This is a genomic window from Streptomyces guryensis (genome assembly GCF_021261325.1).
Classification (GTDB): Bacteria; Actinomycetota; Actinomycetes; order Streptomycetales; family Streptomycetaceae; genus Streptomyces; species Streptomyces guryensis.
Genome location: NZ_JAJSBI010000006.1, coordinates 188,062 through 209,130, shown reverse-complemented (window position 1 = coordinate 209,130; position 21,069 = coordinate 188,062). Strand labels below are relative to the sequence as shown.

Below are 21,069 nucleotides of genomic sequence, written 5' to 3'. Positions count from 1 at the left end.
GATCGGTTGACCCGTGCGAGCCAGGACCGAGGGGCGCCGACGGCCGCATCACCGTTCGGCGCGCCCTCAGTGGGGTCCTTACGTCGACTCCCGCTTCACCAGCTCCGTCGGCAGAATCACCGCCGCCGGGTCCTCGCCCCCGATCTGTGCCAGCAGTACCCGTACCATCTCGGAGCTGATGCGGTCGTAGGGCTGGCGGATCGTGGTGAGGGCGGGGGTGGCCTCGGTCGCCGCGACGGAGTCGTCGAAGCCGCCCACGGACACGTCCTCGGGCACCCGGCGGCCAGCCCGGCGCAGCGCCGCCAGAGCGCCCTGTGCCATCAGGTCGGAGGCCACGAAGACGGCGTCCATGTCCGGGGCCTGCGCCAGCAGCCGCGCGCAGCCCGCCTCGCCGCTGGCCCGGCTGTAGTCACCGGAGACGATGAGCCGCTCGTCGATCTCGACGCCCGCCTCCGTGAGCACCTCCTTGTAGCCGGCGAGGCGGTCCACCCCGCCCGGGGTGTCCAGCGGGCCGCTCACCATGCCGATCCGGCGGCGCCCCCGCGACAGCAGATGGCGCACCATGTCACGGGCGCCGTCCCGGTCGTCCGCCGCCACGTAACTCACCTTGGAGCCGAGCCCCATGGGCTTGCCGCACTGGACGAGGGGCACCCCCGCCTCGCGCAGCTGCTCCGCGACCGGGTCCCCGGAGTGGCTGGAGACCAGCAGCACACCGTCGACGTGCCCCGCCGTGATGTACCGCGTTATGCGCCGCCGTTCGTCCTCGGTGCCCGCCAGCATCAGCAGCAGCGGGATGTCGTGGGCGGCCAGCGCCTGGGTGCACGCGCTCAGCAGGACGTTGAAGTTCGGGTCCTCGAAGAACCGCTCCTGAGGCTCCGTCAGCAGGAAGCCTACCGAGTCCGAACGCCCGGTGATCAGCGAACGGGCGTGCCGGTTGACGACGTAACCCGTCTTGCGGATCGCGGCGTTGACCGCCTCCTGGGCGGACGGGCTGACGTAGTGCCCGCCGTTGAGCACTCGCGAGACGGTGCCCCGTGAGACACCCGCCTCGCGGGCCACGTCGTGGATCGTCGGCGGTCTGCGTCGGCCCCCCGTGTTGCTCATGGTCATGACTTTACGGCCCCGGAGAGCAGATCGAGGCTCCAGAAGCGCTGGATGACCAGGAACAGCGCGATCAGCGGGAGCACCGCGAGGAAGGCACCGGTGATCACCAGGGTGTACAGCGCGGGCTGGTTGGAACCCTGCTCCAGGAGCGTGTACAGGCCGAGCGTGATCGGGAACTTCTCGTCGTCGCTGAGCATGATGTACGGGAGCAGGAAGTTGTTCCAGATCGCCACGAACTGGAACAGGAACACCGTCACCAGGCCGGGCACCATCATCGGCAGCGCGACCCGGGTGAAGATCCGCCACTCGCTCGCCCCGTCCATCCGCCCGGCCTCCACCACGTCGCCCGGGACGGCCGCGGCCGCATAGATGCGCGCGAGGTAGACGCCGTAGGGCGAGAGGATCTGCGGCAGCATCACGGACAGGTAGGAGTCCGTGAGGTCGGCCTTCGCCAGCAGCAGGTACTGCGGGATGGCGAGGATGATCGGCGGCATCAGCACACCGGCGAGCAGGACGTTGAACATCGTCTCGCGGCCGCGGAAGCGGTACGTCGCGAGCGCGTACCCGCTGAAGGACGACACCACCGTGGACAGCAGGGCGCCGAGACCGGCGTACAGGGCGGAGTTGCCCATCCACTTCCAGTACACGCCGTCGCGATACGCGTTGAGCTGCTTGATGTTGTCGGCGAGGCCGGTGCCCGGCAGGAACGTGAACGTGGAGAACAGCTCACGGCCGGACTTGGTGGACGCGATGATCACCCACGCCACCGGCAGCAGCGTGTAGATCGCGCCGAGCACCAGGGTGATCGTCGGGACCAGTGCGATACGGCTGCGCAGCGGCGGGCGGCTCTGGGTGGCACCGGTCGTACCGGCCGCCGAGGGCGCCTTGTGTACGGCGAGGGAACTCATCGCGTTGCCTCCTGCTTCTGACGACGGTTCGCGGCCCGCAGGAAGCCGAAGGACAGGACGAGCGTGGCCAGCGCGATGATCACGGCCTCCGAGGCCGCCTGGTAGATGTCGCCCTTGCGGAACGCGTCCGCGTACACGTTCATCAGCGGACTCCAGGTCAGTGGCAGGGAGTTGGTGAGCGGCTTGAGGGTCATCGGCTCGTTGAACACCTGGAGCGTCGCGATGATCGAGAAGAAGAAGGTCAGCACCAGCGAGGGAGCCACCATCGGGATCTTGATCTTCAGGGCGATCTGCAGTGGCGTGGCGCCGTCCAGCTTCGCCGCCTCGTACACCTCGGCCGGGATCGACTGCAGGGAGGTGTAGATGACGATCATGTTGAAGCCGGTGCCGCCCCAGACCGCGATGTTCGCCATCGCGAGATACAGCGGACCGCCGTCGAGCAGATTCGGCTGCGGCATGTGCAGCTTCTGGAGCAGGTAGTAGAACGGGCTGACGTCCGGCAGGTACAGGAAGCCCCACATCAGGGCCGCCACCACGCCGGGAATGGCGTACGGCAGGAAGATCGCGAGCCGGGTGAACGGCGCGAACCGCACCTTGTCCGAGTCGAGCATCAGCGCGAACAGCAGGGCGAGGCCGAGCATCACCGGGACGACGATGCAGCCGTAGCCGAGGACGCGCAGCGCCCCGTCCAGCAGTTCGTTGTCGGTGACGGCGTCGGTGTAGTTCTCCAGTCCTGCCCAGACCTCCTTCCGGGCGCCCGAGCCCAGGCCGAGGCCGGAGACGTGCACCTTGCGGAAGCTGAGATAGACCGCGTAGCCGATGGGCAGCGCGAAGAACAGCGCGAAGAGGATCGTGGCGGGGAGGAGGAAGGCGTACGGGGCCCCCTTGACCCCGTACGGCCTCCGGCGTGCGGTGGTCACTCGGAAACCTCGAAGCCCTGCTTCTTGAGGTCGGCGACCGTGGCGTCCTGCATCGTGTTCAGGGCGGCGGTGAAGTCCGACTTGTTCTTGGCGGCGGTGCCGAAGGCGTCGTTGAAGGTCGTGTAGGCGACGTTCACGTTCGGGCCCCAGGCCGAGGGCGCCGTGGTCTTCGCGATCGCGGCGGCCTCGGTGTAGAAGTCCGACTGGTTCGAGAAGTAGGCCGGCGGCTGGGCGAAGGCGCCGCTGGTCTGTGCGTTGGTGGCGGCCGGGTAGATGCCGCTGTCCTTGGCCAGCGCCTGCAGCGCGCCACCGTCGGTGTTCAGCCAGGCGGCGAACTTGGCGGCGGCCGCCGTGTGCGCGGAGTCGGTGGTGACGGCGGTGGAGGAGCCGCCCCAGCTGCCGGTGACGTTGTCGCCCGCGGACCACTGGGGGAGTGGGGCCATGGCCCACTTGCCCTTGGTCTGGGGCGCCGCGGTGGTCAGCGTGCCCGGCGCCCACACGGCGGAGACCCAGGCGATCTGCTTGCCGGTGTCGATCGCCTTGTTCCAGGCCGGGGTGTACATCGGCTGGTTGTCGACGGCGCCCTCCTTGACCAGGCCGCCCCAGAAGTCGGCGACCTTCTTGGTGGCCGCGTCGTTGATGCCGACCTTCCACTTGTCGCCGGAGGTCGTCCACCACTTGGCGCCGGCCTGCTGGGCGAGACCCGCGAACAGGCCGGAGTCGTTGGCGGAGAAGGTGGTGAGGTCCTTGTCCGGGGCCTTCTTCTTCAGCGCGCGGGCCGTCTCGGCGAACTGCTCCCAGGTGGTGGGGACGCTCAGGCCGTACTTCTTGAACAGGTCCTGGCGGTAGTAGAACATCATCGGCCCGATGTCCTGCGGCACCGCGTAGACCGCGTCCGTGCCCAGCGTGGTCTGCTGCCACACGCCGTCGGCGAACTTGCTCTTGGTGTCGCCGAGGTCCTTCGATATGTCGGCCAGCGCGTCGTTGCTGACCAGCGTCGGCAGCGCCTGGTACTCGGCCTGCACCAGGTCGGGCGCCTTCTTCGCCTTGTGCGCGGTGAGGATCTTGGTGACCAGCGAGTCGCCGGACGCCTGCTTCTTCACCGTGACCGTGATCTGGGCCTTCTTGCCCGGACCCTTGTTCCACAGGTCCACGACCTTGTCCATGCCGGGCGTCCAGGTCCAGTACGTCAGCGAGACCGGTCCCGATTCGGTCTTGCTGTCGCTGTCGGACGAGCCGCAGGCGGTGAGGGCGGTGGCGCCGAGGGCGACGGCGATGGTGGATGCCACGAGGCGGGTGCGCTTCGTGTTGGGCATGGATCTCTCCCCTGACCTGGGTCCCCGCCTGGTGCGGAAACCTGCCATGCGAATCACAGGAGCCGGATCCCCGCCCGTCGCGAGGACCTGTGATGCTCTGTGAGCGTTCACAGTAGAGAAACATCCCGGACACTTGTCAATGGTTGTTGCTGTGCGGTTATGTTGGGCTCACACCGCCGCCGCTGTGTGTGCACGTTCCCAAATGATCGACAAAACGGGAGAGATCCATGCCGGAGACCAGCCCCAGGGGCCTCACCAGGCTCGCCTTCGGTGGGGACTACAACCCCGAGCAGTGGCCGGAAAGCGTCTGGCAGGAGGACGTCCGGCTGATGCGGGAGGCCGGCGTCACCATGGTGAGCGTCGGGATCTTCTCCTGGGCGCTCCTGGAGCCCTCACCGGGGGTGTACGACTTCGGCTGGCTGGACCGTCTGCTGGACCTGCTGCACGAGCACGGCATACGCGCCGACCTGGGCACACCCACCGTGTGCCCGCCGGTCTGGTTCTACCGGGCGCACCCGGAGGCCCTTCCCGTGACCCCCGGGGGCGTGCGCCACGAGTTCGGCTCCCGCGCCGCCATCTGTCACAGCAACGCCGACTACCGCGCGGCCGCGGCCGGCATCACCACCCGGCTCGCGGAGCGCTACGGCGACCACCCGGCCCTAGCGATGTGGCACGTCCACAACGAGTACGGCGTCCCCGTCTCGGCCTGCTACTGCGACTCCTGCGCCGCGCACTTCCGCCGCTGGCTGGAGGCGACTTACGCGACCGTCGAGGCCGTCAACGAGGCGTGGGGCACGGCCTTCTGGGGGCAGCGCTACACCGACTTCGAGCAGATCAACCCGCCGCGCGCCACCCCGACCGCCGTCAACCCGGCACAGGCGCTGGACTACAAGCGCTTCGCCGACGCCACCATGCGCGAGAACTTCCGTATGGAGCGGGACATCCTGCACCGCCTCTCGCCGGGCATCCCGGTCACGACGAACTTCATGACCGCCCTCAGCCAGTGCGACTCCGTCGACTACTGGGCCTGGGGCCGCGAGGTCGACCTCGTCACCAACGACCACTATCTGATCACCGACGGCCGCCGCACCCACGTCAACCTCGCGATGGCCGCCGACCTCACCCGCTCCGTCGCCGGCGGCGCCCCCTGGCTGCTGCTGGAGCACTCCACCTCGGGCGTCAACTGGCAGCCCCGCAACCCCGCGAAGGCCCCCGGCCAGATGGCCCGCAACTCCCTCGCCCACGTGGCCCGCGGCTCCGACGGCGCCCTGTTCTTCCAGTGGCGCCAGTCCCGGCGCGGCGCCGAGAAGTTCCACTCGGCGATGCTCCCGCACGGCGGCACGGGGACCCGTGTCTGGCGCGAGGTCGTCGAACTGGGCGCCGCTCTCGACTCGTTGGGCCAGGTCCGCGGCACCCGCACCCAGGCCGACGTCGCCGTCCTGTGGGACTGGCACTCCTGGTGGGCACAGAACCTCGAATGGCGCCCCAGCGAGGACCACGACGCCCGCGAACGCGCCGACGCGTTCTACGAGGCCCTCTACGACCGCCACCTCACCGTCGACTTCGCCCACCCGGAAGCCGACTTGTCGAGATACCCCCTTGTGGTCGTGCCCGCCCTGTACCTGATGACGGAGGCGGCCGGCGACAACCTCAAGGAGTACGTCGAAGGAGGCGGCACCCTCGTCGTCTCGTACTTCTCCGGCATCGTCGACGAGCACGACGCCGTCCACGAGGGCCCCTACCCGGGCGCGCTCCGCGATGTGCTCGGGCTGACTGTCGAGGAGTTCTCGCCGCTGCTGCAGGGCCAGTCGGTGCGCGTCAGCGGCCCGGACGGCTCCGAGCTCAGCGGCGACGTGTGGACGGAGTTCGTCGTCCCGCGCGGCGCCGAGACCGTGTGGACCTACGCCGACGGCTTGACCGCGGGCCACCCGGCCGTCACCCGCCACCGCCTAGGCGAGGGCACCGCCTGGTACGTCTCCACCCGGCTGGGCGCGGAGGGCCTGGACGCCCTGCTCGGCTGGGCGATCGAGGACGCGCGTGTCGCCCCGCACGCCGATCTGCCCCGGGATGTCGAGGTGGTGCGCCGCACCGGCGAGTCGGGCAGCTACCTGTTCGCAGTCAACCACACCGCGTCGGACGCCAAGGTGCCGCTGGAGGCGCACGGCACCGAGCTGCTGACCGGCGAACGTGCCGCGGGCCGGCTCGAAGTCCCCGCGGGAGCCGTCCGGGTCGTACGACTCGACGGCTGAGCCGACTCCCCTCCGCCCGTGCGTGCCACGAGAGCCGCGGGCGGAGGGGTCCTCCCTCCGCACCCACCGGAGGGACACCCCCATCCTCAGGGATCTCCCCATCCCCATTCGTCGAAGGGACGACGGACGACGATGTTCCATCCCAGACGCACCCTCAGGGTCCTGCTGCTGCCGCTCGTGGCCGGGCTCGCCCTGATCGCCCTGCCCGCACCCAGCGCGCAGGCGGCCGGCACGCTCACCAACGGCGGCTTCGAGTCCGACGGCACCGGCACCGCCACGCCGACCGGCTGGTCGACGTACTCGGCAGCGGGCCAGAACGCCGCCTCGTACACCGAGTCCGGTGGCCACAGCGGCAGTTACCGCCTGTCCCACTACTCGGCCTCCGCCTACAAGGTGGAGACGTACCAGTACCTGTCGGGGCTGACCGACGGCACCTACACCCTCACCGCCTGGACCCGCTCCAGCGGCGGGCAGAACTCCGCCTACATATCCCTGAAGAACTGCGGCAGCTCCGACCAGCGCACCGACCTTCCGGTGTCCACCAGCAGCTGGGTCCGCATCGTCACGTCGATCAATGTGACCAACAGCCAGTGCACGATCAGCATCAACAGTGACGCGAACGCCGGCAACTGGATCAATGTTGACGACCTGACCTTCGCGTCCGGCTCCACCGGCCTGGCCGTCAAGGGGGCCGACATCTCCTCCCTCGCCAAGAGCGAGGCCCTCGGCGGTGTCTACAGGACCGGCTCCGGCACCGCCGGCGACGCGGTCACCATCCTCAAGAACGCCGGCATGAACTACGCGCGTCTGAAGGTGTGGGTCAACCCCGCCGACGGCTACAACAACAAGACGCACGTGCTCGCCATGGCCAAGCGCATCAAGGCGGCCGGCATGAAGCTGCTGGTCGACTTCCACTACTCGGACACCTGGGCCGACCCGGGCAAGCAGACCAAGCCCGCCGCCTGGTCCGGGCACAGCTACAGCCAGCTGAAGACGGACGTGTACAACCACACGTACGACGTGCTCAACGCGCTCAAGGGCCAGGGCACCACCGCCGACATGGTCCAGGTCGGCAACGAGATCAACGGCGGCATGCTCTGGTCCGAAGGTTCCACGGACAACTGGTCGCAGCTCGCCGGCCTGATCAACTCCGGTTACAGTGCGGTCAAGGCCGTCTCCTCCGGCACCCAGGTGGCGCTGCACCTCGCCAACGCGGGTGACGACGCCACGGTCCGCTGGTGGTTCGACAACGCCAGGACCTACGGGATCGACTACGACGTGATCGGCCTGTCGTACTACGGCTACTGGCACGGTTCCCTGGCCGCAGCGCAGACCACCCTGGACGACGTGGTCTCCCGCTACGGCAAGCCGGTGTTCATCGCCGAGACGGCCTACCCGTTCCGGCTGGACAGCAAGGACTCGCTCACCAACCAGATCGACACCACCGGCGAACTGGTCAGCGGCTACCCGGCCACCCAGTCGGGCCAGCTGGCCTGGATGAACGCCGTCGCGAACATCGTGGAGGCCGTCCCGGGCCACAAGGGCCTCGGCGTCTTCTACTGGGAGGCGACCTGGACCGCGGTCACCGGCAACGGCTGGGACCCGACCGACTCCACCTCCGGCAACGGCTGGGAGAACCAGGCCCTCTTCGACTACGACAACAAGGCCACCTCGGCCACGAGCTGGTTCAGCCACCGCTGAACCTGTGTGGAGAGGGCCCGGTCGCAGGGGAGCGGCCGGGCCCTCGCCCATGTGCGAAAGGGCCAGGCAGGCGCCGTCAGGGCTGCGGTATCGCCCCGCTAGGAGCGCAGGGCCGACGGCCCCTGCCCGCGGTCCGTCGGCGCCCGTGCCGTCCGCCCGGGCGGGTCCGGCGGCTCGTCGAGGTGCCCGAGCCACTCACAGATGAGCCGCCCCAGCAGCGCACCGCCGTAGACGACGAACCCCACGCCGACCAGCCAGGACTCCACCACCAGGACCGTGCCGACCGGGCCGTAGCTGATCGCGTTGGTGACCAGGAGCGGGGTGAAGACCAGATACGAGAAGCCGCGCAGGCCGACCAGGCCCGCCATGGTGGCCAGTGCACCGGGCAGCAGATACCGCCAGGGCACCTTTCGGCTGAGCAGGAAGTGCGGCCCCCACCAGAAGAACAGCACGCCGACCCCCATGCTGAGCAGGATGCGGGGCGGACCCTCCAGTACGGTCCGGGTCTCCACCTGCGCGTAGAGGTACGCCATCAGCATGACCAGCCAGACCGCGTGCCGCCACAGGTGGTGCCACGGAGCGGCGGCCGTCTTCCAGATCCGTTCGTAGCCGTTCTGCACGCTCGACGCGAAGGACATGCCGAACAGCGCCAGCAGTGCCAGGCTCAGCGCGCTGGTGGTGCTGATCACCTTGCGGGTCGGGCCGAAGACATGCGCGAGCGCGGCGGCGGACCGGCCGTTCAGGGCCATGCCGTCCACCAGCCACAGCGCGAAGCCGCCATGCCCGAACGGATCCGCCGCGGCCACCACGATCAGCAGCGGCGCCAGCGTGACCAGGGCGAGTGTCGCGAAGCCCATGGCCCGGTGCATCAACTCCAGCTCCGCGCCGCGCCGGTGCAGCTCGGCGAGCCCCAGCCGGTGCCAGGCGGCCAGCCGTGACATGGGGACCACCCCTTCCTCCGGCCCGGAGCTACCGGTGGTGGTGTCCTGAGTGGCCGGGAACGCGTCCCGGTAAACCTGATCGGGTGACCCGGCACCCGGTGGGCATCCCTACACATGCCAGCATGAACTGTCCCGACCTCGACGAGGAGGTTTTCATGGACCGTCCCAGTGAACTGGTCCCGCTCCGGTACGTCGCCATCGGCGGCCGCGGCCCCGAGGACGTCGTCTCCGACGCCCGCGGCCGGGTGCTGACCGGAGTGGAGGACGGACGCATCCTGCGCATCGACGGACTGACGGAGCCCTCGGGCGCCCGCGTCGAAGTGCTCGCCGAAACCGGCGGCCGGCCACTCGGCCTCGAACTACTCCCGGACGACGCCCTGTTGGTGTGCGACGCCGAACTCGGGCTGCTGCGCGTCGACCTCGGCGAGGGCATCGTGCGGATCCTCGCCGACTCGGTGGCGGGGGAGAGGCTGCGGTTCTGCAGCAATGCGGTCGCCCTGTCCGACGGCAGCGTCTGTTTCACCGTCTCCAGTCGCCGCTACCCCTTGGACCAGTGGATCGGCGACCTCGTCGAGCACACCGGAACCGGCCGCCTGCTGCGCCTCGCCCCGGGCAGCGAGAGCCCCGAAGTCCTGCTTGAAGGGCTCCAGTTCGCCAACGGGCTGGCGTTGAGCGCTGATGAATCGTTCCTGGTCGTCGCCGAGACCGGGGCGCGCCGGCTGACCCGCTACTGGCTAACCGGCGACCGGGCCGGACGGAGCGACCCCTTCGTCGAGAACCTCCCGGGCATGCCCGACAACCTCTGGCGCGGCACCCCGGACGGCCCGGTCTGGGTCTCCCTGGCCGGGCCCCCCGTTCCCCCGCTCGACCTGCTGCACCGCACCGCCCCCGCCGTCCGCGGCGCCGCAGCCCGCATCGCCGTCCGCGCCCCCTTCCGCCCCACCGGCACCATCGGCGCCCTCGCGGTCGACGACCAGGGGACGATCGTCCACCGCCTCGCCCGCCGCCGCTCCGGCTACCGCATGGTGACCAGTGTCTGCGAGGCCGCCGGCCACCTGGTCCTGGGCAGTTTGTGGGAGCGGGGTATCGCCGTGTGTGAGCGACCTGCCCCGAAGTGACCCGGGTCCGGGCCGGGCGCTACCCTGTTGCCCGGCCGTGAGCACCCCTCGCGGCGCGGCGGTGGGGCCCGCCGTACCCGAACCGCGGCAGTGGTGCCGCCAACGGTCCCTACTTGCGAAGGAGCGGCGCCCGCACGCCCCGGGCCCCGGCGAGTAGGAGACGTACGACCATGACAGCCCCGCAAGCCGAGAGCGTCCGCGCCCGCCCCCGTGCCCCGCGACGGCCCGCCTGGCGCAGCCAGGCCCCCGTCGTCGCGGTGGTCGCACTCGGCGGAGCCCTCGGCGCCACCGCCCGATACGCCCTGTCCCTGTGGTGGCCCACCCAGCCCGGCGGATTCCCCTGGGCGACCTTCTGGACCAATGTCGTCGGCTGCGCCGTGATCGGCGTGTTCATGGTCGTCATCACCGACGTATGGGCCGCCCACCGCCTCGTGCGCCCCTTCTTCGGCACCGGCGTGCTCGGCGGCTTCACCACCTTCTCCACCTACGCCGTCGACATCCAGAAGCTGGTCGACGCGGGTCACCCCCGCACCGGGCTGGCCTACCTCGCCGCGACCCTGCTCGCGGCGCTCACGGCGGTGTGGCTCGCGGTCACCGCGGCCCGCCGCGTCCTGAAGTGGAGGCAGCCATGACGAGGCTGACCGGCAACGCCCTGCGGGTGACCGTCTTCATCGGCGAGAACGACACCTGGCACCACAAGCCGCTCTACTCGGAGATCGTGCACCGCGCCCACGCCGCGGGCCTCGCCGGTGCCAGCGTCTTCCGCGGTATCGAGGGCTTCGGCGCCTCCTCCCTGATCCACACCTCGCGGCTGCTGTCCCTGAGCGAGGACCTGCCCGTCGCGATCGTCGTCGTCGACACCGAGGAACGCGTCCGCGCCTTCCTTCCGCAGCTCGACGAACTCGTCGGCGAGGGCCTCGTCATGCTCGACGACTGCGAGGTCATCCGTTACGTGGGCCGCGGGGACAGCCCCGGTGAAACGGACACGAAGGGTAAGAGGTCGTTGTGAACTGGCTGTTGGTCGTCGCGGGCGCCATGGCCGGTGCCCCGCTGCGCTACCTCACCGACCGCGCCGTGCAGTCGCGGCACGACTCGGTCTTCCCCTGGGGCACCTTCGTGGTGAACGTCACCGGGTGTCTGGTCCTCGGCCTGCTGACCGGCGCGGTGGCCGAGGGGGCCGCCGGCCCCCATCTGCAGCTGCTCCTCGGCACCGGCCTGTGCGGGGCCCTGACGACGTACTCGACCTTCTCCTACGAGACCCTGCGGCTGACCGGGTCCGGGGCGGGGCTCTACGCTGCCGCCAACGTCGTCGGGAGTGTGACGGCGGGCCTCGGTGCGGCATTCGCCGGGGTGTCGATCGCCCAGGCCCTGTGGGGGTAGGTGACCGGCCTCCCTCCCGGGCGTAGTAAGACTGTCTACAGCACTGTCGACCAACTCCTCAGAACTGGATCCCATGAGCGTCATCAACGTCGGTCAGGCCGCCGTCCTCGGAGTAGTGGAAGGGCTGACCGAGTTCCTTCCCGTCTCCTCCACCGGACATCTGAAGATCACCGAAGGGCTCATGAGCATTCCGGTCGACGACAAGGCCGTCGTCGGCTTCTCGGCCGTGATCCAGGTCGGCGCGATCGCCGCCGTGCTCCTCTACTTCTTCAAGGACATCGTGCGGATCGTCTCCGCCTGGGGCCGCGGCCTGCGCAACAAGGAGGAGCGGTACCACCACGACTACAAGTTCGCCTGGTGGGTGATCTACGCGACCATCCCGATCGTGGTCGTGGGCCTGGCCGCCAAGCCGCTCATCGAGGGCCCGCTCGCCTCGCTGTGGGTGGTCGCCGCCTCGCTGATCGTCGGCAGTGGTGTGATGTGGGCGGCGGACCAGATGGGCCGCCACAAGCGCGGTGAGGACGACACCACGTTCAAGGACGCGATGCTGGTCGGCGGCTCGCAGATCCTCGCCCTGCTCTTCCCCGGCTTCTCCCGCTCCGGCGCCACCATGTCGACGGCCCTGATCCTCGACCTGGACCGCGTCGCCGCCACCCGTCTCTCCTTCTTCCTCGGCATCCCGGCCCTGACCGGCGCCGGTCTCTACGAGCTCAAGGACGCCCTGGGCACGGGCGTGGGCGCCGCCCCGCTGGCCGTCGGCACGATCGTCTCCTTCGTCGTCGCCTACGCCTCCATCGCCTGGCTGCTGAAGTTCGTCGCCAAGCACTCCTTCAACGCCTTCGTCGTCTACCGGATCGTCGTCGGCGTGCTGCTGCTGGGTCTGCTCAGCACGGGTGGCCTCAGCAGCTGACCGCGGACGCGGAGACGGGCGCCTCTCGGAGAGCAGGAGATCGCCGTGCACGAGCCCCTGGTGTGCGGCGATGCCGGGAGCCCCCGCATTCGCTGTTTTCTCGAGGCATCGCCCCGAGAAAACGTGCGTGCGTACGGGATCTCCGCCGTGCCACGATGGCGCGGGGCAGCGAGGTCTCGTGGACGAGATGAGGCGGTTTTGCCGGGCGCTGGGGGCGTGGGCTGCCGGGGGAGCGGGGGCCGGTGCGGCCGCCGAGGCGGCGCGGCAGCCGGCCGACGGCGGTGTGCGGATGATCGTGCTCGTCGAAGGGAGCAGTGACCAGGTCGCGCTCGAAGCGCTGGCCGCGCGCCACGGGCGCGACCTCGGTGCGCAGGGCGTCGCGGTGGTGCCGCTCGGAGGAGCGACGAACATCGGGCGTTTCCTGGACGTGTGCGGCCCTCCAGGGCTGGGCCTCCCGCTGGCCGGTCTGTGCGACATCGGCGAGGAGCGGCACTTCCGGCGTCATCTGGAGCGCGTCGGGCTCGGGTCCGCTCTGACCCGCGCCGGACTGGAGGCGCTCGGATTCCATCTGTGCGTCGCCGACCTGGAGGACGAGCTGATCCGAGCGCTCGGGGCCGAGGACGTGCAGCAGGTGATCGACGCCCAGGGCGAGACACGCCCCTTCCACACCTTCCAGGGCCAGCCGGCACAGCGGGGCCGCCCCGTGGAGCACCAGCTGCGCCGCTTCATGGGCACACGCAGCGGCCGCAAGGCGCTCTACGCGCGGGCGCTGGTCGAGCAACTGGAACTTGAGCGCGTCCCCCGGCCCCTGGAGCGCCTCCTCGCGCACGTCTGACATGGCTGGGATGCGTGAGGGGTGCGGTGCTGGGGACTTGGGATTCAGGTCGGGTCGAGCGGCGTTCCCCTGGGGGCCGGCCCGGTCAGGCTCCTCTGGTTCAGACAACGAGCCGGAGGGGCCGCTTCCGTGGTCAGGACACGCTGCCCTGCTCGCAGACCCGGCGGGCGACCTCACGGAGTTTGATGTTGTTCTCCTGTGAGAAGCGCCGAAGGGTGTCGAAAGCCTGCTCCTCGGTGAGGTCATGGGCGCCCATGAGGATGCCCATGGCTTCGCCGATGAGGTGGCGGGTGGCGACGGCTCGTTCCATCTGTGCCTGCGCGCGGGCGCTGGAGAAGGCGACGGCGGCATGGGAGGCCAGCAGCCAGCCGGCCAGCTCGCTGGCCTCGGTGAAGGCACCGGGCTTGCGGGAGTAGAGGTTCAGCGCACCGAGCTCTTCGTCCTCGGTGAACAGCAGGAATCCCATCATGCTGCCCACGCCGAGCGCGTGGGCCTGCGGGGCGTAGGCCGGCCAGCACGGCTGCTCCCGGGTGAAGTCGGCGATGCGGAACACCCTCTCGCCGGCCGTGTTGCGGGCGGCATCGAAGCACGGCCCCTCGCCCAGCCGCCCCTGCAGGTTGTCACTGTCGACGACCAGCTGCTCCGTGGGGGCGAGCGTCTCCACCTCGGTGCCGTGCAGCATCAGAATGCCGGCCGCGGCGCAGCCCTCCACCAGCTCGGTGGCCGAGTGGGTGATCCGTCCCAGCGTGGCATCGACCGACTGCTGGGCGAGGAGATCCCTGGCCATCGCCGCCATCTGCTGTGCGAACCGAGCCCAGTCCATACCGTCCTCCGCATCTCGGTCCGTCCCGGACAGGAACCCGTCTACCCAGCCTTGCACGCGAGGCTTCAGCACGGTGGCGAGTCGTTCGCCTCTCCCGTCGCCCGGCCTCTTGACAGCCCCTGCCCGCCACCCGCAGGATCACTCCCGTGAACCTGTCAGACAGCAAGACAGCCAGTCAGGGTCCGCGGCGCATCAGCGCCATGGAAGCGGTCCTGGCACATCTGCGTTCCGCCATCGAGAACGGTGAGTACGCCGTGGGGGACAAGCTCCCCTCCGAGGCGGAGCTGTGCCGCACCCTCGAGGTCAGCCGGCCCGTGCTGCGCGAGGCCCTGCGGGCCCTGCAGACGATGGGCCTGACCGTCTCCAAGACGGGCAAGGGCACCTTCGTCGTCGCCAGCACCGTCGAGGACCCCACCTTCGGCGACTACGCGGCCAGCGACCTGCTGGAGGTGCGCCGCCATGTGGAGATCCCGGTGGCGGGTTACGCGGCCGTGCGCCGCACCCCCGAGGACCTCGACCACCTGGCGCACCTGCTTGAGCGCATGGAGCGGGAGACCGACACCACCTCGTGGGTCGCCCTCGACACGCTGTTCCACCTCGCTGTCGCCCAGGCCGCCCAGAACCCGGTCTTCCGCCGGGTCATCGAGGAGATCCGGGACGCACTGGCGCGTCAGTCGGCCTTCCTCAACGAGCTGGGCGGACGCCGCGAGCAGTCCAACCGCGAGCACCGGGCGATCGTCGAGGCGCTGATGGACGGTTCCGAACTCGACGCGGTGGACGCCATGGCGCACCACCTCGACCGCGTCGAGACGACCCTCACCGACATCGTGCGCCCCGCGCGCACGGACATCCCCACGGAAGGCGGACCCGAGGCGTGAGCGAGCACCTCAAAGACGAGACGCGCACACCGGCCGCACATGTCGACGCAGGCGACGCGGGCTACAGCAAGTCGCTGAAGTCCCGGCACGTCAACATGATCGCCATCGGTGGCGCGATCGGCACCGGCCTCTTCCTCGGCGCGGGCGGCCGCCTCGCCGACGCCGGACCGTCCCTGTTCATCGCCTACGCGGTCTGCGGCGTCTTCGCCTTCCTGGTCGTGCGCGCCCTCGGCGAACTCGTCCTCTACCGGCCCTCCTCCGGCGCCTTCGTGTCGTACGCCCGCGAGTTCATGGGTGAGAAGGGCGCGTACACCGCGGGCTGGATGTACTTCCTGAACTGGGCGACCACCGGTATCGCCGACATCACCGCGGTGGCCACCTACACGCACTACTGGGGCATGTTCTCCGACATCCCTCAATGGTTGATCGCATTGATCGCGTTGGCGGTCGTCCTCACGGTCAACCTGATCTCGGTCAAGATCTTCGGTGAACTCGAGTTCTGGTTCGCGATCGTCAAGGTCAGCGCGCTCGTGGTCTTCATGTGCATCGGCATCTTCCTGCTGGTCACCCAGCACCCCGTCGACGGTGCCCACCCCGGCCCCGCCCTGATCACGGACAACGGCGGCGTCTTCCCCAACGGCCTGCTGCCCATGCTGCTGATCATCCAGGGCGTCGTCTTCGCCTACGCCTCCGTCGAGCTGGTGGGCGTGGCCGCGGGTGAGACGCAGAACCCCGAGAAGATCATGCCGAAGGCGATCAACTCGATCATGTGGCGCGTCGGCCTCTTCTACGTCGGGTCGGTCGTCCTGCTCTCGATGCTGCTGCCGTGGAACAAGTACAGCGCCGCCGAGAGCCCCTTCGTGACGGTGCTGTCCCACATCGGCATCCCGGCGGCCGGCGGCGTGATGAACCTCGTCGTCCTCACCGCGGCCATGTCCTCGCTCAACTCCGGCCTGTACTCCACCGGCCGCATCCTGCGCTCCATGGCGATGTCCGGCTCCGCCCCCAAGTTCACCTCGGTGATGAGCCGCAGCCAGGTCCCGTACGGCGGCATCCTGCTCACCAGCAGCATCTGTGTGCTGGGCGTCGGCCTCAACTTCGTGGTCCCGGCGGACGCCTTCGAGATCGTCCTGAACTTCGCGGCGATCGGCATCCTCTCCACCTGGGGCATGATCATGATCTGTCACCTGCTCTTCTGGCAGAAGACCCAGAAGGGCGAGCTGACCCGCCCGGGCTACCGACTGCCGGGCTCCCCGTGGACCGAACTCGTGACGCTGGCCTTCCTCGCCTCCGTCCTGGTCCTCATGTACGCCGACGGAGGGGCCGGCCGCACCACCGTGCTGTGCCTGCCGCTGATCGTCGGAGCGCTGGTCGGCGGATGGTTCGGCATCCGCGGCCGGGTCGCACGCAAGTCCACCCAGTCAGAACCCACTCCCGGCGCCGACGCGTGACTCACGCGCCGCTCCACGACAAGTAGGCAGAGATGTACAGCAGTTCCGTCGCGGACCCACCCCTCGTCCGCGAGCCCCTCCACGCCCCCCTCGCCCACCTCATACGCGGCGGGGTCGTCGAGGGCATCCACTACGGGTCCGTCGCCGTCCTCGGCGCCGACGGGCAGGTCCAGCTCCAGCTCGGTGACATCGAGGCCGCCCTCTACCCGCGCTCGGCGCTCAAGCCGGTCCAGGCCGCCGCCATGGTGCGGGCGGGGCTGCCGCTGGACGGGGAACTGCTCTCGCTCGCCGCCGCCAGCCACTCCGGCGAGGAACGCCACCTCGCCGGGACCCGGCGGATCCTCGAACTGGCGGGCGTCACGGAGGACGACCTGCGCAACGTCAAGGACATGCCGTACGACCCGGCGGTCCGCGACACGTGGATGCGCGAGGGCCGTGAGCCCTCCCGACTGGCCCAGAACTGCTCAGGCAAGCACGCGGCCATGCTGTACACCTGCAAGCTCAACGGCTGGTCCCTGGAGGGCTACCTCGACCCCGGCCACCCCCTCCAGCAGGCGATCGCGGAGATCGTGGAGGACCTCACCGGACAGCGCATCGCACAGACGACCGTCGACGGGTGCGGCGCCCCCCTCTTCTCCATCTCCCTGCACGGCCTCGTCCGGGCCGCCGCCCGTATCACCACGGCGGCCGAGGGCACTCCGGAGGCCCGGGTGGCGAACGCCATGCGCGATCACGCCGAGATGGCCTCCGGCGCCGGCCGTGACGTCGCCGCCCTGATGCGGGCCGTCCCCGGCCTCCTCGCGAAGGACGGCTTCGAGGGCGTGGAGGTCGCCGCCCTCCCCGACGGCCGCGCCGTCGCCGTCAAGATCTCCGACGGCGCGAACCGCGCCCGGATCCCCGTCACCGCCGCCGCTCTCGCCCGGGCCGGTGTCGACCCCGCCCTCCTCACGGCGTTCGCGGGCGAACCCCTCCTGGGCGGAGGCGAACAGGTCGGCTCGGTCCGTCCGGTCCGCGCCCTGGAACCCCTCGCGGTCCGCGCCTGCGCCTGAGAGCCGCCTCCGGTGGCCACCGAGTGTGCGCGGTGGCCACCGGAGGAACACACCCCATCCGGTCGCTCGCCGGCCGGATCCACGCGGCCGGCTCGCCGACGACCGGCCCCCGAACCACCGGTCCCGTCACCACCGGGCCGGTGCCTCGACCGGCTCGGGCGGGCGTCACCCCGTACCGCCCGAGCCGGGTCCACCCCACCCCCGACGTCGCCGGCATCCCAACCCTCACCACCCTCAGAAAGAGGACCCGCACCTCATGACCGCCGCCACCCGCAGCGAACACGACCTGCTCGGAGACCGCGACGTCCCCGCCGACGCGTACTGGGGTGTTCACACCCTGCGCGCCACGGAGAACTTCCCCATCACGGGCACCCCGATCTCCGCCTACCCGCACCTGATCGACGCTCTGGCCGCCGTCAAGGAGGCCGCCGCCCTCGCCAACGAGGAACTCGGCCTGCTGGAGCCGAAGAAGGCCGCCGCCATCGTCGAGGCCTGCCGCGAGATCCGTGACGGCAAGCTGCACGACCAGTTCGTCGTCGACGTCATCCAGGGCGGCGCCGGCACCTCGACCAACATGAACGCCAACGAGGTCGTCGCCAACCGGGCGCTGGAGCTGCTGGGGTTCGAGAAGGGCCGGTACCAGCACCTGCACCCCAACGAGGACGTCAACCTCGGCCAGTCCACCAATGACGTCTACCCGACCGCCGTCAAGATAGCGACGGTCTTCGCGGTCCGTGGACTGCTCAAGGCGATGGCCGTACTGCAGGACGCCTTCGCCCGCAAGGCCGTCGAATTCCGCAACGTGCTCAAGATGGGCCGTACACAGTTGCAGGACGCGGTGCCCATGACGCTCGGTCAAGAGTTCTCGTCATACGCTGTCATGATTGACGAGGACCGTAACCGTCTTGACGAGGCCGTCCAGTTGATCCATGAGATCAACCTGGGCGCCACGGCCATCGGTACCGGACTCAACGCCCCCGCCGGATACGCCGAGTCGGCCCGCCGCCACCTCGCCGAGATCACCGGTCTGCCCCTGGTCACCGCCGCCAACCTGGTCGAAGCCACCCAGGACTGCGGCGCGTTCGTGCAGATGTCCGGGGTCCTCAAGCGGATCGCCGTCAAGCTCTCCAAGAGCTGCAACGACCTGCGGCTGCTGTCCTCCGGGCCGCGCGCGGGCCTCGGTGAGATCAACCTGCCACCGGTGCAGGCAGGTTCGAGCATCATGCCCGGCAAGGTCAACCCGGTGATCCCCGAGGTCGTCAACCAGGTCGCCTTCGAGGTGATCGGCAACGACGTCACCATCACCATGGCCGCCGAGGCCGGACAGCTGCAGCTCAACGCCTTCGAGCCGATCATCCTGCACTCCCTGTCGGAGTCGATCACGCACCTGCAGAGCGCCTGCCTGACGCTCGCCGAGCGGTGCGTCGACGGCATCACCGCCAACACCGAGGCACTGCGCAGGAGCGTGGAGAACTCCATCGGCCTGGTGACCGCCCTCAACCCGCACATCGGGTACACGGCCGCCACCGACATCGCCAAGGAGGCTCTCGCCACCGGACGCGGTGTCGCCGAACTCGTCCTGGAGAAGGGCCTGTTGCCCGCCGACCGGCTCGCCGACCTGCTGCGGCCCGAGGTCGTCGCGGGCAGCGGCTCCGTCATAGCCTGACCCACGGCCGCGCGCCAGGACCGCCCCGGAGGCACAATAGTGATCATGACAACGACGTCGTCCCACGCCTTCCAGCCGGTCCTGGAGCGCATCGCCGAGGAGATCGAACGCACCCCTGGCCGAGGCCGCCCCGCCGACTACATCCCGGCACTCGCTGCCTGCGACCCGCGTCGCTTCGGCATGGCCGTCGCGGAACTGGACGGGACGGTGTACGGCGTGGGTGACTGGCGCGAACCGTTCTCCACGCAGTCCCTCACCAAGGTCTTCACCCTCGCCCTCGACCTGGCCCGCGAGGGGGACGAACTGTGGGAGCACGTCGGCCGCGAACCCTCCGGCAACCCCTTCAACTCCCTGATCCAGCTGGAGTACGAGAACGGCATCCCGCGCAACCCGTTCATCAACGCGGGCGCCCTCGTCGTCACCGACCGCCTGCAGACCCGAACCGGAGACGCGGCGGGCGAACTGCTGACCTTCCTGCGCACCGAGAGCGGCAACCCGGCCCTGGACTTCGACAAGGACGTCGCCGCCTCCGAGTCCGCACACGGCGACCGCAACGCCGCCCTCGCCCATTTCATGGCGTCCTACGGCAACATCGACAACCCGATCCCGGTGCTGCTGGACCAGTACTTCCGCCAGTGCTCTCTCACCGCCTCCTGCGCCGACCTCGCCCTCGCCACCGGCTTCCTGGCCCGCCACGGCATCCGCGCCGACGGCGGCAGACTGCTCACCCAGAGCCAGGCCAAGCAGGTCAACGCGGTGATGCTGACCTGCGGAACGTACGACGCGGCGGGCGAATTCGCCTACCGCGTGGGCCTGCCCGGCAAGAGCGGCGTGGGCGGCGGCATCATCGCGGTCGTCCCCGGGCGCTGCACCCTGTGCGTGTGGAGCCCCGGCCTCGACGAGCGCGGCAACTCCGTGGCGGGCGTCGCGGCGCTGGACCGCTTCACGACCCTGACCGGCCTGTCGGTCTTCTGAGGCGCGCCTTCGAGCGGGCAGTCAGCCGAGAAGCCGGTCAGCAGCGGCACCAGCAGGGACGTGCGCCGCATCAGGACCACATGTGTGGTGGCGGGCAGGACCGCCAGCTCCGCCCCCGGGGACCAGCCCCTGCATCTCGGCCGCGTGCTCCACACGTACGAAGTGGGTGTCGCCGACGACGAGGAGCGTGGGCGCCTCCCAGCCCGCGCAGGTCATCGGCCGCCCAGGGGAGCGGGGCGTGAGCGGTGGCCGTGACCTTGGCGAGGAAGTCCTGGAATGCCCGGGGTCCGGGGCGACGGCCGCGTAGGCGTCGGCCATCTCCTGGAAGTCCGCCCGGCCGGGCAGCCGGGGAGAGGTGTAGTCCGGTGTACGGACGTCGTCGTGGCAGCCGTCCTGCCAGCACTGCGTGGCGGCGAGCACCAGCCGCCCGACGCGCTCGGGGTGACGTACCGCGATCTCGAGCGCGGCCGGCCCACCGAGACTGAAGCCGATGAAGTCGGCCTGCACGAAACCGAGTTCGTCGATCAGCGCCACGACGTCCGAGGCCAGGTTCGCCACCGTCATCACACGAGGGGTGTCGGCCGTGTGGCCGTGCCCCTGAAACTCGGGCGCCACTGCCCGGCGGCCGCCGGTGAGCGCGGGCAGTACGGCCGCGAAGGACAGGCCGACGGTGTGGACCCCGCCGCGCAGCAGCACCGGTGGCCGCCGGGTGCCCTCGCGGGTGCCGGGGGTCCCGTAGCTCTCGCAGTACATCTCCAGGCCGTTGACCTTGGCGTATGCGGCGTGGTCCGGCACGGTCGTCACGTCCGTTCCGTGGCCGGCGCAGGTCGGACACCTCGGATGCA

The 21,069-nt window shown here is 69.9% G+C and carries 20 protein-coding genes; 13 read left to right on the top strand and 7 right to left on the bottom strand.

All coding sequences use genetic code 11. The features are described 5' to 3' along the window. Positions 1-78: 78 nt before the first annotated feature. Genes LJ657_RS14910 through LJ657_RS14895 form a run of 4 tightly spaced genes read right to left on the bottom strand, consistent with a single transcriptional unit; the run spans position 79 to position 4,248 of the window. Positions 79-1,110: a LacI family DNA-binding transcriptional regulator gene (locus tag LJ657_RS14910; RefSeq protein ID WP_232649071.1), complete on the bottom strand. Its 1,032-nt coding sequence runs from the start codon at positions 1,108-1,110 to the stop codon at positions 79-81. Continuing rightward, positions 1,107-2,012 (bottom strand): carbohydrate ABC transporter permease, encoded by a 906-nt coding sequence (locus LJ657_RS14905; protein ID WP_232649070.1) that lies wholly within the window; start codon positions 2,010-2,012, stop codon positions 1,107-1,109. Before LJ657_RS14905 ends, LJ657_RS14910 begins: the two co-directional genes overlap by 4 nt. Continuing rightward, a complete protein-coding gene (locus LJ657_RS14900; protein ID WP_232649069.1) occupies positions 2,009-2,932 on the bottom strand; it encodes a carbohydrate ABC transporter permease in 924 nt (307 codons plus the stop codon). Before LJ657_RS14900 ends, LJ657_RS14905 begins: the two co-directional genes overlap by 4 nt. Then, positions 2,929-4,248 carry an ABC transporter substrate-binding protein gene (locus LJ657_RS14895; protein WP_232649068.1) on the bottom strand — a complete coding sequence of 440 codons (1,320 nt, stop codon included), beginning with the start codon at positions 4,246-4,248 and terminating at the stop codon, positions 2,929-2,931. The genes LJ657_RS14900 and LJ657_RS14895 overlap by 4 nt, the downstream gene beginning before the upstream one ends. 227 nt (positions 4,249-4,475) lie before the next feature. Between LJ657_RS14895 and LJ657_RS14890 the strand changes: the two genes are divergently transcribed. Together LJ657_RS14890 and LJ657_RS14885 are read left to right on the top strand one after the other, a co-directional pair. Beyond that, on the top strand, positions 4,476-6,497 hold the full coding sequence (locus LJ657_RS14890; protein ID WP_232649067.1) for a beta-galactosidase: 2,022 nt from the start codon (positions 4,476-4,478) through the stop codon (positions 6,495-6,497). A gap of 132 nt (positions 6,498-6,629) precedes the next feature. Beyond that, on the top strand, positions 6,630-8,198 hold the full coding sequence (locus LJ657_RS14885) for a glycoside hydrolase family 53 protein (protein WP_232649066.1): 1,569 nt from the start codon (positions 6,630-6,632) through the stop codon (positions 8,196-8,198). A 98-nt stretch (positions 8,199-8,296) separates the two neighbouring features. Here LJ657_RS14885 and LJ657_RS14880 read toward each other — a convergent pair whose 3' ends face one another. Beyond that, a complete protein-coding gene (locus LJ657_RS14880) occupies positions 8,297-9,139 on the bottom strand; it encodes a ribonuclease BN (protein ID WP_232649065.1) in 843 nt (280 codons plus the stop codon). A 155-nt stretch (positions 9,140-9,294) separates the two neighbouring features. Here LJ657_RS14880 and LJ657_RS14875 point away from each other — a divergent pair, with 155 nt between their 5' ends. The 6 genes from LJ657_RS14875 to LJ657_RS14850 all read left to right on the top strand — a co-directional run bounded on the left by LJ657_RS14875 (position 9,295) and on the right by LJ657_RS14850 (position 13,382). Continuing rightward, complete coding sequence (locus LJ657_RS14875) at positions 9,295-10,257, top strand: SMP-30/gluconolactonase/LRE family protein (RefSeq protein ID WP_232649064.1); 963 nt, start codon at positions 9,295-9,297, stop codon at positions 10,255-10,257. Between the two features lie 170 nt (positions 10,258-10,427). Further along, positions 10,428-10,889, top strand: a complete 462-nt coding sequence (crcB, locus tag LJ657_RS14870; RefSeq protein ID WP_232649063.1) for a fluoride efflux transporter CrcB — start codon at positions 10,428-10,430, stop codon at positions 10,887-10,889. Next, positions 10,886-11,266, top strand: coding sequence for a DUF190 domain-containing protein (locus LJ657_RS14865; protein ID WP_232649062.1), 381 nt, complete (start codon positions 10,886-10,888; stop codon positions 11,264-11,266). The genes crcB (LJ657_RS14870) and LJ657_RS14865 overlap by 4 nt, the downstream gene beginning before the upstream one ends. Continuing rightward, positions 11,263-11,637: a fluoride efflux transporter CrcB gene (crcB, locus tag LJ657_RS14860; protein ID WP_232649061.1), complete on the top strand. Its 375-nt coding sequence runs from the start codon at positions 11,263-11,265 to the stop codon at positions 11,635-11,637. Before LJ657_RS14865 ends, crcB (LJ657_RS14860) begins: the two co-directional genes overlap by 4 nt. Before the next feature lie 73 nt (positions 11,638-11,710). Next, positions 11,711-12,547, top strand: coding sequence for an undecaprenyl-diphosphate phosphatase (locus LJ657_RS14855; RefSeq protein ID WP_232649060.1), 837 nt, complete (start codon positions 11,711-11,713; stop codon positions 12,545-12,547). Between the two features lie 178 nt (positions 12,548-12,725). Continuing rightward, positions 12,726-13,382 (top strand): ATP-dependent endonuclease, encoded by a 657-nt coding sequence (locus LJ657_RS14850; RefSeq protein ID WP_232649059.1) that lies wholly within the window; start codon positions 12,726-12,728, stop codon positions 13,380-13,382. A 133-nt stretch (positions 13,383-13,515) separates the two neighbouring features. Here the strand turns inward: LJ657_RS14850 and LJ657_RS14845 are convergent, their stop codons facing one another. Then, positions 13,516-14,205 carry a GAF and ANTAR domain-containing protein gene (locus tag LJ657_RS14845; RefSeq protein ID WP_232649058.1) on the bottom strand — a complete coding sequence of 230 codons (690 nt, stop codon included), beginning with the start codon at positions 14,203-14,205 and terminating at the stop codon, positions 13,516-13,518. A gap of 200 nt (positions 14,206-14,405) precedes the next feature. On the opposite strand from LJ657_RS14845, the gene LJ657_RS14840 reads away from it, so the two are divergent. The 5 genes from LJ657_RS14840 to LJ657_RS14820 all read left to right on the top strand — a co-directional run bounded on the left by LJ657_RS14840 (position 14,406) and on the right by LJ657_RS14820 (position 20,224). Continuing rightward, on the top strand, positions 14,406-15,083 hold the full coding sequence (locus LJ657_RS14840; RefSeq protein ID WP_232649234.1) for a FadR/GntR family transcriptional regulator: 678 nt from the start codon (positions 14,406-14,408) through the stop codon (positions 15,081-15,083). Beyond that, positions 15,080-16,534, top strand: coding sequence for an amino acid permease (locus LJ657_RS14835; protein WP_232649057.1), 1,455 nt, complete (start codon positions 15,080-15,082; stop codon positions 16,532-16,534). Before LJ657_RS14840 ends, LJ657_RS14835 begins: the two co-directional genes overlap by 4 nt. A 32-nt stretch (positions 16,535-16,566) precedes the next feature. Beyond that, complete coding sequence (locus tag LJ657_RS14830) at positions 16,567-17,583, top strand: asparaginase (RefSeq protein WP_232649056.1); 1,017 nt, start codon at positions 16,567-16,569, stop codon at positions 17,581-17,583. 256 nt (positions 17,584-17,839) lie between these two features. Next, the gene (gene aspA / locus LJ657_RS14825) at positions 17,840-19,249 is read left to right on the top strand and encodes an aspartate ammonia-lyase (RefSeq protein WP_232649055.1); all 1,410 of its coding nucleotides are present in this window, start codon (positions 17,840-17,842) and stop codon (positions 19,247-19,249) included. 45 nt (positions 19,250-19,294) lie between these two features. Beyond that, entirely contained in the window at positions 19,295-20,224 is a 930-nt protein-coding gene (locus tag LJ657_RS14820; RefSeq protein ID WP_232649054.1) for a glutaminase, read from the top strand. Positions 20,225-20,245: 21 nt separating this feature from the next. Here LJ657_RS14820 and LJ657_RS14815 read toward each other — a convergent pair whose 3' ends face one another. Next, on the bottom strand, positions 20,246-21,028 hold the full coding sequence (locus LJ657_RS14815; protein ID WP_232649053.1) for an alpha/beta fold hydrolase: 783 nt from the start codon (positions 21,026-21,028) through the stop codon (positions 20,246-20,248). Between the last annotated feature and the right edge of the window lie 41 nt (positions 21,029-21,069).